This is a genomic window from Pseudomonas sp. HC1(2025) (assembly GCF_058742075.1).
In genome coordinates this window covers 808,864-821,784 of record NZ_CP196017.1, presented here as the reverse complement: position 1 = coordinate 821,784, position 12,921 = coordinate 808,864, and the positions used below count along the sequence as shown (strand labels likewise).

General features: G+C 63.2%; 11 protein-coding genes. 5 read left to right on the top strand and 6 right to left on the bottom strand.

Annotated elements, in window-relative coordinates:
* Nucleotides 1-86: 86 nt before the first annotated feature.
* Nucleotides 87-1,049, bottom strand: coding sequence for a DUF4880 domain-containing protein (locus ACSSVH_RS03460; protein ID WP_346343167.1), 963 nt, complete (start codon nucleotides 1,047-1,049; stop codon nucleotides 87-89).
* A 2-nt stretch (nucleotides 1,050-1,051) separates the two neighbouring features.
* Entirely contained in the window at nucleotides 1,052-1,561 is a 510-nt protein-coding gene (locus ACSSVH_RS03455; RefSeq protein ID WP_057440199.1) for a sigma-70 family RNA polymerase sigma factor, read from the bottom strand.
* A 157-nt stretch (nucleotides 1,562-1,718) separates the two neighbouring features.
* Between ACSSVH_RS03455 and ACSSVH_RS03450 the strand changes: the two genes are divergently transcribed.
* On the top strand, nucleotides 1,719-2,222 hold the full coding sequence (locus ACSSVH_RS03450) for a hypothetical protein (RefSeq protein ID WP_492634082.1): 504 nt from the start codon (nucleotides 1,719-1,721) through the stop codon (nucleotides 2,220-2,222).
* On the opposite strand, the gene ACSSVH_RS03445 is transcribed toward ACSSVH_RS03450, so the two are convergent.
* From ACSSVH_RS03445 to ACSSVH_RS03435, 3 genes are all read right to left on the bottom strand, one after another.
* Entirely contained in the window at nucleotides 2,219-3,421 is a 1,203-nt protein-coding gene (locus ACSSVH_RS03445) for a benzoate/H(+) symporter BenE family transporter (protein WP_170043653.1), read from the bottom strand. The genes ACSSVH_RS03450 and ACSSVH_RS03445 overlap by 4 nt on opposite strands.
* Before the next feature lie 53 nt (nucleotides 3,422-3,474).
* Complete coding sequence (gene pdxR, locus ACSSVH_RS03440; protein WP_492634081.1) at nucleotides 3,475-4,974, bottom strand: MocR-like pyridoxine biosynthesis transcription factor PdxR; 1,500 nt, start codon at nucleotides 4,972-4,974, stop codon at nucleotides 3,475-3,477.
* A gap of 90 nt (nucleotides 4,975-5,064) precedes the next feature.
* On the bottom strand, nucleotides 5,065-5,523 hold the full coding sequence (locus tag ACSSVH_RS03435; RefSeq protein WP_170043655.1) for a GNAT family N-acetyltransferase: 459 nt from the start codon (nucleotides 5,521-5,523) through the stop codon (nucleotides 5,065-5,067).
* Nucleotides 5,524-5,719: 196 nt separating this feature from the next.
* Here ACSSVH_RS03435 and ACSSVH_RS03430 point away from each other — a divergent pair, with 196 nt between their 5' ends.
* Complete coding sequence (locus ACSSVH_RS03430) at nucleotides 5,720-7,135, top strand: ArnT family glycosyltransferase (protein WP_492634080.1); 1,416 nt, start codon at nucleotides 5,720-5,722, stop codon at nucleotides 7,133-7,135.
* Nucleotides 7,136-7,138: 3 nt separating this feature from the next.
* Here ACSSVH_RS03430 and ACSSVH_RS03425 read toward each other — a convergent pair whose 3' ends face one another.
* Entirely contained in the window at nucleotides 7,139-8,362 is a 1,224-nt protein-coding gene (locus tag ACSSVH_RS03425) for an OprD family porin (RefSeq protein ID WP_492634079.1), read from the bottom strand.
* 172 nt (nucleotides 8,363-8,534) lie between these two features.
* On the opposite strand from ACSSVH_RS03425, the gene ACSSVH_RS03420 reads away from it, so the two are divergent.
* From ACSSVH_RS03420 to ACSSVH_RS03410, 3 genes are all read left to right on the top strand, one after another.
* The gene (locus ACSSVH_RS03420) at nucleotides 8,535-9,428 is read left to right on the top strand and encodes a LysR substrate-binding domain-containing protein (protein ID WP_169955115.1); all 894 of its coding nucleotides are present in this window, start codon (nucleotides 8,535-8,537) and stop codon (nucleotides 9,426-9,428) included.
* A gap of 211 nt (nucleotides 9,429-9,639) precedes the next feature.
* Nucleotides 9,640-11,079 (top strand): YfcC family protein, encoded by a 1,440-nt coding sequence (locus ACSSVH_RS03415; protein ID WP_169955116.1) that lies wholly within the window; start codon nucleotides 9,640-9,642, stop codon nucleotides 11,077-11,079.
* A gap of 19 nt (nucleotides 11,080-11,098) precedes the next feature.
* Nucleotides 11,099-12,919: a CocE/NonD family hydrolase gene (locus tag ACSSVH_RS03410; RefSeq protein WP_492634693.1), complete on the top strand. Its 1,821-nt coding sequence runs from the start codon at nucleotides 11,099-11,101 to the stop codon at nucleotides 12,917-12,919.
* Nucleotides 12,920-12,921: the final 2 nt, after the last annotated feature.

The following is a 12,921-nucleotide window of genomic DNA, read 5'->3' as shown; positions in this document are numbered from 1 at the left end:
AAAGGTTGGGGGCGCTCTTATTCAGCGTCTTCCCTGTCTTGATGCACGAGATGGCAAATACTGCCGGCCCCATGGAATTTTTTTACCTAGGCCGCCACCACCGTCGCCAGGTAGCCGAAGACCCGCTGCACGCGCACCGGCAGCACCTTGGCCAGCAGGTCGAGGCTGGCATCCGGGCGGTCGAGGGAGAACGAACCCGAGACTTGCAGACCGGCAACCGCCGGGTCACAGCGCAACACCCCGCGCCGGTAACGGTTGAGCTGATCGACCACCTGGGCCAGCGGCATGCGCTCGGCAATCAGCAAGCCACGGCTCCAGGCATCGGCGGCGGGCGCAAGGGGTTGTGCCGGGCCGCTTTGGCGGCTGTCGAAGGCCAACTGCTGGCCGGCGCCGATCGACACCCGGCCACCTTGCTGCGGTTCGATCCAGACATGGCCTGCGAGCACTTGCACCAGGGTCCCGCGCTGGCCTGGCAGATCCTGGCTGATGATCAGCCGCGACAGCGCCACCGGCCGCACCCAGCCATGGGCGGTCTTGACGCCGACGAAGGTGTCCGCCGCCGTCGCCAATAGCAAGCGCCCCTGGTTCAGGGCCAATTGCGGGCCGCGCACATCCACCGCCGTCTGGGTGTCCAGTTGCACCGCGCCAGCGCCGGCCAACTGCAAGGGCCGCCGCTCGCCGGTGGTGGTGCGGTAGTCACTGAACAACTGCGGCAACACCACGCGCTCGCGCACACCCAGGCCCATGGCCGCCGCAATCCCCAGGCCGGCGAAACCCTTGAGCAGCGTGCGCCGCGAGGTCAGGCTGCGCGCCCGCAACAACTGGCGGGCGGCGGGCGCCGGCAGGGCAACGGTGCTGCTACGCAGGTCGCGGCTCAAGCCGGTCAAGCGCTGCCAGGCCAGTTCATGCTGGGGATTTGCATTGCGCCAGGCTGCACACGCGCGTTGCTCGGCGGCGCCGCTGACGCCCGATTGCAGGGTGACCATCCACATCAGCGCCTGGTCCAGCACGTATTCATCCAACAATTGATCGTCGGTTGGCTGGAACATCGTCATGCCTGGTACACCGCCAGGTAACAATGCCGATAGGCCTTGAGCATGGCCTTTTGCACAACATTCACGGTCAGGCCCAGTTGCTCGGCGATCTGTGGATAAGTCAGGCCGTCCAACTGCGACAGCAGGAAAATCTCCCGCACCTTGCTCCCCAGCCCGTCCAGCACCTGCCCGACCGCATCCAGTGCTTCAAGTACCAACAAGCGGGTCTCCGGCGACGGCGCGTGTTCCGGCTCGAGGATCAACAGGGATTGTTCGTACGCACGCTCCAGGGCCTGGCGGCGAAAATACTGGCCGCACAGGCGGCTGGCGACCGTGGTGAGATAAGCCCGCGGCTCACGCAACAGCGGCAAGGGCCCACTGCTGAGGATGCGCACGAAGGTGTCCTGAGCCAGGTCCAGTGCCTGCTCCTGCCCACCCAGCTTGCGCCGCAGCAACTGCACCACCCAGCCGTGATGCTGGGCGTAGAGTTCACCCACGGCACGGTGGGAGGAAGAGGATGAGGCCATCGAGGTGATTTCCGGACTGGCAGCTGACGGGAGGCGCGCATGATAATACTTCTCATTAGAGACAAGTAGAAGTTTATACTCCCTGCTGTTTTATCCGACCCAAACACAGTGCCTGTCGCGTTTACCCCTTTGCTTCACTGCATGGAAGCCATTTGAATTGAGAAGACCGCTGACCTCTACACGCCTGCTCGTCGGCCTGGGCGTAGTACTTTTCGTGGCAACCATCGGGTTATGGGTGTTCTGGCTCGACCGCATCGTGTACTTCAATACGTTGAGCGTGATGATCTGCCTGGTGACATCGCCCCTATTGGCTGCGGTGGCATTTGTGCTGGGGGTGCGGCGCAGGAGTCCGCGCCTCAGATTTACAATAATGGACTCGTTGCAAGAGGCGATCTCGCTGCTCGCCGTTATCGCCGTGGCCGAATTTTTCGTGTTGTCATTGCTTGTGTTTTTTTCAAGCACAAGGCCGGGCGACTACATCGCCAGCTACGAATACACCTCCGCCGGCAAGGGCTGTAGCGGGTTAAAGGTCTACGATCGAGAACTCGAAAAACGTATAAAAATCTGCCACCCGGATGCGCTTCGGGCGGGTGGCAAGGTCAGGGTCGAAAAGCTCAGCGGCCCGTTGGGTATCGCGGTGAAACGCGCCGAACTCCTTTAGCCCGCCGCACGCGCCTGAACCCCGCGCCCACCGTGAATCACCCCATGCACCAACAACCCCGCCACCAGCCCCCAGAACGCGCCGCCAATCCCCAGCAGCGTGACATTGGCCGCCGTCGCCAAAAAAGTGATCAACGCGGTTTCCCGGGTGCGTGTATCGGCCATGGCATTGGCCAGGCTTGAACCGATGGCGCCGAGCAGCGCCAGGCCCGCCAAGGTGGTGATAAACGCGCGCGGCAGGACCATGAACAAGGTCGCCAGCGTCACGCCAAACACCCCGACCAGGATGTACAGCGCCCCACACACCAACCCGGCGATGTAGCGTTTGGACGGATCCTGATGGGTATCGCGCCCGGTGCAGATCGCCGCCGTGATCGCCGCGACGTTGAATGCATGGGCGCCAAACGGCGCCATCAGCAAAGAACCCAGGCCGGTAATAGTGATGATCGGGTTGGCGCTGGTCTTGAACCCGTCGTTGCGCAGCACCAGCATGCCGGGGATGTATTGCCCGGTCAGGGTAATCACGAACAGCGGCAAGGCCACGCCAAAAAACGCCGCGATGGAAAAGTGCGGCATTTCAAACACAGGGGCGGCCAATTGCAGCTCCAGGCTGTGCAGGTCAAGCCGCTGTTGGGCGAGCAGCAACCCCAGGCCAATCAACAGAACCCCGACCATCGCATAACGTGAAGTGAAACGGCGCAACACCGCGTAGGACACCACCAGGACAATCACCAGCAGCGGGTCCGCGTTGGCCCCGCCAAACGCCGCCACACCAAATTGCAGGAGGATCCCCGCCAGCAAACCCGCCGCAATGCCACCGGGGATCAGCCGCACCAAGCGCTCGAACGCACCGCTCAGGCCCAGCACGATAAAACCGATGGCGCACATCACATAGGCACCGATCACTTCGGCATACGGCGTAAACGCCATGACCGTCGCCAGAAAGGCCACCCCCGGCGTCGACCACGCCGTGATGATCGGCTCGCGGTAGCGGTAGCTCAACCACGCACCGGTCACGCCCACGCCAATACTCACCGACCAGACCCAGGACGCGGTTTGCGCCGCGCTCAGTTGCGCCAGGTGCGCGGCCTGGAACACCAGGACAAAGGTCCCGGCGTAATTGACGATGACGGAAATCAGCGCGCTGATGCTCGGTGACAGGTAGTCGGCAAGACGCAGGCGTGGGGCGGGTCGATTCATGGCGCATTCCTTTGGTTGAGGCCGCAAAGGCTAACAAGCACCGGACCGCCCGTTCAGTCCACTTCCCGGCCTTGCACCAGACCACCCTTGAGCACCTTGGCCAATTGCCGGCTGGCGCTGTCGATTTCACCGGGCGTCAGCGCCGAGAACCCCAGCAGCCAGCCGCCCCTTGCCGGCGGCTGGGCGTAGAGCCGCGTGAGGCCAGGCAGTTGGATACCCACCCGCGCCGCCTGGCGAATCGTCTCCAGCTCCGACCATCCCTCATGCAGCACGCAAGGCAACTGCAAGCCCCCGGGCGGCAAGCTGGCGGTGACCACATGGCTCAAGTGGCGCCCGACCGCCTCGGCCATGGCATCACGTCGCTCGCCGTAGACTTTGCGCATCGCGCGGATATGGCTGCCGAAATGCCCGTCGCTCATAAAGCGCGCCAGGGTCAACTGGGCGATTTGCGGGGTGTGGCCGTCGAGGATGCTGCGGGCGTAAGTCATGGGCTTGACCAACTCCCGGGGCAGCACCATAAAGCCCATGCGCAAGCCGGGGTACAGGGATTTGCTGAAGGTGCCGAGGTACAGCGTGCGCTGGTAACTATCCAGGCCTTGTACACAGGCGGTCGGCAGGCCTTCGTAGTGAAACTGGCTGTCGTAGTCGTCCTCGATGATCCAGCCTTGGCGCTGCTCGGCCCAGGCGATCAGGTCCAGGCGCCGTTCCAGCGCGAGGGTGGCGCCAGTGGGGTATTGATGGGACGGCGTGACATACACGGCATTGGCGCCACTGCGGTCGGCGCGCAAGGCGTCGATACACAGGCCTTTGGCGTCCACCGCAACCGGTACCACCTTGAGCTGGGCCATTTCAAACGCCTTGCGGGCGCCGAAGTAGCCGGGGTCTTCCATCAGGATCGGCCGGCCTTCATCCACCAGCACCTGCGCGCACAAATACAGGGCCTGGCGCGTACTCGACAGCACCAGCACCTGATCCGGTGTAACCCGCGCGCCGCGCTCCAGGTTCAGGTAGTCGGCGATGGCCTGGCGCAGGGGTTCGGCGCCTTGCGGGTCGCCGTGCAACAGCAGGTTCGGGCGATAATCCTTCAATGCCTGGCGGTGCAGGCGCTCCCAGATGCCCACGGGAAAGGTGCGCGTTTCCGGCAGCCCCGTGGCAAACGCCTTGACCACTTGCTGGTCGGTAACGCCGCCGCTGGCGAGGATCTGCGCGCCCCTGGCACTCAGCGCCGCCTGGTTCGCCATCACTGGCTGGCGCTTGCGCGTCCCCAGCAGGCTCGGCCCGATTTTCTCGGAGACAAAACTGCCCGAGCCTTCGCGCCGACACAGGTAACCGTCCAATTGCAGTTGGACGTAGGCCATTTCCACGGTATCCCGGGAGATGCCCAGTGACTTGCACAGCGTGCGCGTGGCGGGCAAGCGGCTGCCGGGCGCGAGGATGCCCTCGAGGATCAACTGGCGCAGCACCCGTTGCACCCGCACCCGCAAATCCAGCGAGGCCAGCTTGGGGTCCGTCAGGCGGATCTTCAGCGTGTCCAGTTCCAGGTTGTGGGTCATTGACTTGGCCAAGGGCTAAAAAACCATGCATCTTTGTGCGAAGCCGCCGATATGTCCACGAGCAATATCGGCGAGCTTTGCCGTCGGGTGTTACAGAGCCATCCGATACTCGATGCAGCCCGAGTCTTCGGCGATCCAGTTGTAGAGTTTCTGCGCACGCTTGTTGGTCTGCTGGGTATGCCAGTACAACCGGGCGCAGCCGTGGTGTTGCGCATAGCGCTGGACCCATTCGATCAGCAGCTTGCCGGTGCCGCCGCCGCGCACCGTGGGGGCCACGTACAGGTCTTCGAGGTAGCAGAAATCAGCGACCGCCCAGGTCGAACGATGCAACAGCGCATGCACCAGCCCGACCAACTCATCGCCCTGTACCGCCACGGCGCAGGCCATGGCTTCATCGGCATCGAGCAAGCGACTGAAGGCGGTGCGGGTGGTGGTCTCATCCAAAGTGACTTGATAAAAGTCCTGGTAGGCCAGCCACAGTTGCAGCCATTGCTCATAGTCTTCGGGTTGCACAGCTCTCACCACGATTGCCTGTGGATCGTTACTCATCGCGTTCTCCTATCGGGAAGCCCGGTCCGGGATGGATCGGGACCCGGCAATGGTAGGTTTCCAAGGCGGCGGCGAACCGACCACTTCCAGACCACCTGGCAGGCCAATCTACAACGGGCGCTACGTTCACAATTCGTTAAGGATTGCCTTCGTATACTCCAACGCTACCCCCCTCTAGCATCCGGTAACCCACCCCATGACACGCCCTGCCCCGCTGTTGCTGCTGCTTGCCGGTCTGCTGTTCTTCGTGGCCCTGGGTAATCATGAGTTGCAAGGCTCCACCGAAGCCCGGGTGGCCGGGATTGCCATGGCCATGCACCTGGATAATGACTGGGTGGTGCCGCGCCTGTTCGGTGAGCCGTTCCTGGAAAAACCACCCCTGAGCCTATGGCTGGATGCCGGGGCGATTCGCCTGTTTGGCGCCAGCACCGGCGCGGTACGACTGGCCTCGGCGTTTGCCGGGTTGTTCAGTGTGATGCTGCTGTACGGCATGTTGCGCCGCTTCGGACGGCCCAAGCCCCTGGCGTTTGGCGCCGCGCTGGTGCTGGCGACCATGGCCAGTTACTGGAGCAACGTGCGCGGCGTAGGTGAGGATGCGCTGCTCAGCCTCGGCGTGACCCTGGCCCTGCTGGCGTTCTACCAGGCCACCCGCGCGGAATCCCAGCCCGGTGCCAATATCGGCACATGGCTGCTGTTTACCTTGGGGATGGCCATCGCCACCTTGAGCAAAGGCGTGCTGGGCCTGGCGATGCCGGGCATTGTGATTTTTGCCTACCTGGCCTGCACCAGCCTGTTGGACAAGCGCGTGCGGCCCGGCCAATGGCTGCGGCCCGGCATGTTCACCCTACTGGCGCTGGTGCCGTTGTTGATCTGGCTGGGGTTTCTGTATCAACGGGGTGGGATGCAGGCAGTCGGTGAGGTGTTGTGGACCAACAGTGTCGGACGTTTCAGCGGCTCCTTCGTCGAAGCCGGGCATTACGAGCCGATCTACTACTACCTGGCCAAACTGCCCGAAGCCTTTTTGCCGTGGAATATCCTGGTGTACCTGGGCCTGTGGCACTTTCGCAAAAGTCTGGCGAGCAATCGCTACCGGCTGTTTTTCAGCCTGTGGCTGGTGGCGCAATTTACCCTGCTGACCTTCGCCTCCAGCAAACGCATCGTGTATCTGATGGCCCTGACCCCGGCGGCGGCGGTCCTCGCGGCCGAATATGGCGCGGTCCTGCTTGGCCGCGTGCCCGCCTATCGCCGTGGCTTGATCACCGGCGTATTTGCCGTGGTGATTGCCGGCTACCTGGGCGCTGCTATCTGGTATGCGCCCAAGGCCGACCGGCGAGAATCCTTCGTGCCGCTGACCCGACAAATCCAGGAATTACAAGCCCAGGGCCACACGGTGGTGCTGTACCAGCCCAACGAGCGTGTGGCCGGCGCCAGCGTGTTTTACACCCAGAGCAACTTGCCGATCCTGCAGACGGAGGCACAACTGCGCACCTATCTCGATGCCAGGCCGGGCAATGTGGCGTTGCTGGACCGTATCGAGCAACTGACGACTCCGGTCACCGCTCTCAAGCAGATCACCGTGGGCAGCCGGCCCTACTCGTTTGTCGAACAGTAAGGCCTACCAGAGCGCCAGATCGTACGTCAGGTAGACCCGGTAGTTATCGCGGTCACTGGCATAGGTGGAACGGTAGGTGGCCTTGCGCAATTCCACGCCCAGGCCTTTGAGGGTGCTGTCCTGGATCACATAGCGCAGGTGGGTGTCGGACTCCCACTCGCGCGCTTCGCGGCCCTTGAAGTCGCCGTTCTGGCCTTTGTAGTAACGGGTCATGAAGCTCAGGCCCGGCAGCACGGCGGCGAAGTCATAGTCGTAGCGCAGCATCCAGGTTTGCTCACCGGCCTGGATGAACTTGCCGACCCCAGCGTTGCTGAACGAGTACACCGTCGACACGCTGGCATAGGGCAGCGCGGTGTCGCCGCTGACTTTCTGGTAGCCCACGCCCAGTGCCTGCGGCCCCAGGCGATAGGTGAACAGGCCGCTGAACATGTCGCTGTCGACCTTGCCGTTGCGCGCCTCGCCGGCTTCATTGCTGATGAAGTAGCGCAAATCACTGGTCAGGCTGCCCGGGCCCAACGGCTGCTTATGCACCAGGCCGAGGAATTGCTGGCGATAGAATTCGCGCATTTCCCCGTAGTACCAGGTGCCACTGAGCGTAGGTGTGAAGGCATAGGTGGCGCCGGCGAAATCGAAGTCGCTGCCCTTCTTGCCGCTGTAGCCCTGTGGATAAATATCCACGCTGTCGGTGGAGTTACGCAGCTTGAATTGATCCAGGTGCCCGCTGTGCAGGTACAGGTTGCGGATGCCCGTGTATTCGACCTGGGTGCCGCGAAATGTCTGGGGCAGCAGGCGCCCATCGTTGTGCACCAGCACCGGGATCTTGGGCAACAGGGTGCCGGTTTTCACCACGGCCGCGCCGATGCGCATTTTTGCGGTCACGCCGAGGCTGGAGAATTCATTGGCGGCGCGCCCATCATCATGGACCGGCAACAAACCGGTGCCCGCGTGGGTGCGGCTGGAGTCGAGCTTGATCCCCGACAGCCCCTGGGCATCCAGGCCAAACCCCACGGTACCTTCGGTGTAGCCCGACTGCAGGTTGAGCAGAAAGCCTTGCGCCCACTCCTTGCGGTCCTCGCCACCGTCGCGATAACCGTCGTTGAAATAGTAATTGCGCAGGCTCAGCTTGCCCTGGGAATCCTCCCAGAACCCCTGGGCCATCAGCGCCGGCGACAGACTCGCCAGCAAGCCGGCGGTAACTACGCCGCCTCTCGTGAAAAGCTCACGCATCAGTGTTTCCTCAATGCCGTATTGTCGATTTTTATGGGCAGTTGCTCCGTGTGCCAGGCTGGACGCCAGGTCACATTGGGGCGGACACTAACGGCTTGCCGAACGCCCCACAACGTTATGCGAGAAGCGCATGACGCTATGCGCAAAGCCGCCCTTCGACAGGAAATCCACGGTGAACCTCAAGCAACTCGAAGCCTTCAAGGCGATCATGTCCACCGGCTCGACCATCGGCGCGGCCACGCGCATGGGCTTGTCGCAGTCTGCAGTCAGCCGCCTGTTGAGCCAGTTGGAGGACGCCCTGGGGTTTGCCCTGTTCCTGCGCAAAAAGGGCCGCCTGATGGCCACGCCAGAGGCCGAGGAGTTGCTCACCGAGGTCGCCGGCCTGGTAGACGGCATGCAGCGTATCCAGCGTCTGGCCGACGAAATGCGCGTCGGCCGCTCGCGCAAAAGCCTGCTCAAGGTCGGCGTCCCCACCAGCATGACCCAGCAATTGTTGCCGCGGATTGTCGCGGACTTTCTCAAGGACCATGACGACACCGTGGTCGAACTGCTGACCGGCTCCTACGACATGATCGAACGCGCCGTGCTGGACCGCTCCGCCGACCTGGGTTTTGTGCGCCTGCCCACCGAGATTCCCGACTTCGATATCGAGCCGGTGCTGCACACCGAAGGCGTGTGCGTGATGCCAGCCGATCACCCGTTGAGTCGCCAAGAGTTCATCGAGGTGCAGCATCTGCGCAACGTGCCGCTGGTGATGCTGGGCCGGCAACGGGCGGTGCGTACCGAGTTGAACCAGATGTTCCGCGCCGCCAACCTGACGCCCCAGGTGCGGGTCGAAGTGCACTCGGTGGGCGCCGCCTGCAGCTTTGTCGCCGAAGGCCTGGGGGTGTCGATCGTCAACGGTTTGCTGGCCAGCCACTTCATGCATCTGCCGATTGTCAGCCGGCCGTTTCGCCCGGCGTTGCCCTATGAATTTGGCCTGGCATTTCGTGCCGACGAGCCACGCTCACAGTTGGTAACGGCCTTCGCCGACCACCTCAAAAGCTGCCTCGCCACCCCACTGTAGGAGCCGGTTTGCCGGCGATGACAGCCGCGCCAACACCACAGCCTCCCAGCCGAACCGCTCGTCGTTGCGCGCAATCTGTGTGTAAAACGCATACCCCAACCCGCCCCACGCATAACGTTGTGGGCCTGCGAGCTTTGCCCTAGTGTCCGCCCACCACAACAATAACAGCGCACTCACCCCGCCCAGACGGGGTCGCGCCGGGGCCGCCAGCATGACCGAACCGCAGATCCTCCGTACCCCGCCGCCCACCGAGGCGGCCGCAGACAAACCCGTGCAACGCAAGCAAATCAACCCAGCGATCATTCTGCTGAGTATCGTCCTGCTCGCCGTCGCCTTCACCTATGCGGTGAATGCCGGCAAGTTCCAGCGCCACAATGGCCTGGTGGTGCCGGGCTCGTACCAGGTGCTGGAAAAGCAGGACTCCTTCAGCCAACTGTTCTCCCTGGAACCACGCAAGGCCGGCGACACAACCGCGCGCCCGGTGTCGTTGGTGGAAGGCTTCATGGCCATCCCCCAAGGCATCGAAAAGCGTGCGGCGCTGATTTTCATGGTGCTGTTCATCGGCGGCATGTTCGGCGTGCTGAACAAGGCCGGGGTAATCGACGCCGGGCTGGAGCGCCTGCTGGGCCTGACGCGGGGCAATATCTACGTGCTGGTGCCGAGCCTGATGCTGGTGTTTTCCGCCGGCAGCACCTTCATGGGGCTGGCCAAGGAATTCATCCTGATCGTGCCGTTGATGGTGGCCATGGCTAACCGCCTGGGGCTGTCGAACCTGATTGGCCTGGCCATCGTCACCATCTCGGTGAAGATCGGCTACCTGGCGTCCATCTCCAACCCGGTGGCGTTGTCCGTGGCCCAGCCGATGGTCGGCCTGCCGATCTTCAGCGGCTTGAGCATGCGCGTCGCCGCTTACTGCACCTTCCTGCTGGTGGGTATCGCGTTTGTGCTGTGGAGCATTCGCAAGCACGGCTTTGATGCCAGCGCGCAGATCACCTTTGAAAGCAAACCCCTGCCGATTCGCCACCTGCTGAACCTGCTGGTGCTGGGCGGCGGGATCGGTTTTCTGGTGTATGCCTCGAACCGCTGGGGCTGGAAATACCATGAACTGTCGGCGTTCTACCTGCTGCTGACCGTGGCCTTTACGGTGATCGCCGGCCTGGCTGCCAGCACTGCCGCCAGCGCGTTTGTCGATGGCATGAAAAAGGTGCTGATCGCCGGCGTATTGATCGGCCTGGCGACCGCCGTGGAAATCATCCTCAGCACCGGCCAGGTGCTGGACACCATCGTCAACAGCCTGGCCAACCTGGTGGGCGACCACGGGCCGGTGGTCTCGGCCTACGGCATGTTCTTCGCGCAACTGGGGCTGGACGTGCTGATCCCGTCCACCTCAGGCCAGGCGGCGGTGACGATGCCGATCTTCGGGCCGCTGGGCCAGTTGTCCGGGGTCAGCCCGCAAACCACGGTGTTTGCCTTTTTGATGGGCAACGGCCTGACCAACATGATCACCCCGACCTCCAGCGGCCTGCTGGTGCTGCTGGCCACCGCCAACGTCGGCTGGGGCCAATGGGCGCGCTACATCCTGCCGCTGTTCCTGATCTACGCGGTGCTGGCGATGGTGCTGTTGGCCATTGCCGTGCAAACCGGATATTGAGCCGATGAGTGTTTTACCTATGCAAACCCTGCACAACCAGATGATCGCCATGCGCGATGGCATCCACCTGGCCACCGATATCTACCTGCCGGCGGGCGGCGAAGGGCCGTATCCGGTGGTGATCGAACGTACGCCCTATGACAAGCGCAAACCGTCGCGCTCGGAAAAACAGCTCGACGGCCAGCACATCTCCCGCGAGCAGATGGCGGCGCGTTTTACCGCCCAGGGGTTTGTCGCGATATTCCAGGATTGCCGCGGGCGCTACGCCTCCGAAGGGGTGTTCACCAAATACACCGCCGAGGGCGAAGACGGCTTCGACACCCTGGCCTGGATCGTTCGCCAGCCATGGTGCAACGGCAAGATCGGCAGCATGGGCCTGTCCTACGCGGCCCACACCCAGCTGGCGATGGCCTGCCTGCACCCGCCGGGCCTGAGCAGCATGGTGCTCGACAGCGGCGGCTTCGCCAACGCCTACCAATGCGGGATTCGCCAGGGCGGTGCGTTTGAACTCAAGCAGGCTACCTGGGCCTTTCGCCAGGCCAAGGAAAGCCCGCTAGCCCTGGCCGACCCGCAAGTACGCCAGGCGCTGGAAGACGAAGACATCCATGAGTGGTTCCGCCGCATGCCCTGGCAGGCGGGTCAATCACCGTTGCGCCATGTGCCCGAGTACGAAGCCTATCTGCTGGAGCAGTGGGCCCAGGGCACTTTCGGCCCCTACTGGCAGAAGTCGGGAATTTATGCCGAAGGTCATTACGCGGACTTGCCGGATATTCCCGTATTGTTCATGTCCAGTTGGTATGACGCTTATGTCAGCTCGACCCTGGCCAACTACGCCGCATTCACCCGCGCCAACCGTGCACCGCAACAGTTGATCATGGGGCCGTGGTTGCACGGTGACCGCAATATCAGCCATAGCGGCGATGTGGAGTTCGGCGCCCAGGCCGCGTTTGACGGCCAGGTGGCGCAAGATTGGTTGAGTTGCCGCCTGCAATGGTTCGAGCAATCCCTCAAGCCAGGGACGCAGCCACCGCAAGCCCAGGTGCAGGTGTTCCTGATGGGCGGCGGCAGCGGCTTGCCGGATGAAAAGGGGCGCCTGCAACACGGCGGCCGCTGGTTGCAGGCCGAGCAATGGCCGCTGCCCGGCACCCAGGCGCTGACCTTGTACCTGGATGAACAACGGCAATTGACCGAGGTTGCGCCCAGCGCTGACGAGGCCGTCCTGGGTTACTACGCCGACCCGGCCAACCCGGTGCCAACCGTGGGCGGCGCACTGACATCCGGTGCGCCGATCTTCGTCGGTGGCGCCTTCGACCAGCGTGAGCGCGCGGACTTTTTTGGCACCCATGGTGACAATCGCCCCCTGTGCGAGCGCAACGATGTGCTGAGCTTTGAGACCGCGCCCCTGACCGAAGACCTGATCGTCGCCGGCACGGTGCAGATCGAGCTATGGATCGACAGCGACGCGCCGGACACCGACTTCACCGCCAAGCTGGTGGATGTCTACCCGCCGAGCGCCGCTTACCCGCAAGGCTTTGCGATGAACATCACCGACGGCATCCGCCGCTGCCGTTATCGCGACGCGTGGGAGCAGCCCAAACCGCTGACACCCGGCGAGCGGGTGAAAGTGAACATCGAGCCATTTGCCACCTGCAACCTGTTCAAGCAGGGCCATCGCCTGCGCCTGGACATTTCCAGTAGCAATTTCCCGCGCTTCGACGTCAACCCCAACAGCGGCGAAGCCGAGGGCCAGGCCCACGACCCGCGCATTGCCCACAATCGCATCCACCTCAGCCGGGATGCCGCATCGTGTCTGGTCCTGAGCATTCTGCCCAACGGGTGAAG

What these genes read in the sequence shown, in the direction of transcription:
- ACSSVH_RS03460 (WP_346343167.1), bottom strand. Translation starts at nt 1,049, where the DNA reads ATGTTCCAGCCAACCGACGATCAATTGTTGGATGAATACGTGCTGGAC.
- ACSSVH_RS03455 (WP_057440199.1), bottom strand. Translation starts at nt 1,561, where the DNA reads ATGGCCTCATCCTCTTCCTCCCACCGTGCCGTGGGTGAACTCTACGCC.
- ACSSVH_RS03445 (WP_170043653.1), bottom strand. Translation starts at nt 3,421, where the DNA reads ATGAATCGACCCGCCCCACGCCTGCGTCTTGCCGACTACCTGTCACCG.
- pdxR (WP_492634081.1), bottom strand. Translation starts at nt 4,974, where the DNA reads ATGACCCACAACCTGGAACTGGACACGCTGAAGATCCGCCTGACGGAC.
- ACSSVH_RS03435 (WP_170043655.1), bottom strand. Translation starts at nt 5,523, where the DNA reads ATGAGTAACGATCCACAGGCAATCGTGGTGAGAGCTGTGCAACCCGAA.
- ACSSVH_RS03430 (WP_492634080.1), top strand. Translation starts at nt 5,720, where the DNA reads ATGACACGCCCTGCCCCGCTGTTGCTGCTGCTTGCCGGTCTGCTGTTC.
- ACSSVH_RS03425 (WP_492634079.1), bottom strand. Translation starts at nt 8,362, where the DNA reads ATGCGTGAGCTTTTCACGAGAGGCGGCGTAGTTACCGCCGGCTTGCTG.
- ACSSVH_RS03415 (WP_169955116.1), top strand. Translation starts at nt 9,640, where the DNA reads ATGACCGAACCGCAGATCCTCCGTACCCCGCCGCCCACCGAGGCGGCC.
- ACSSVH_RS03410 (WP_492634693.1), top strand. Translation starts at nt 11,099, where the DNA reads ATGCAAACCCTGCACAACCAGATGATCGCCATGCGCGATGGCATCCAC.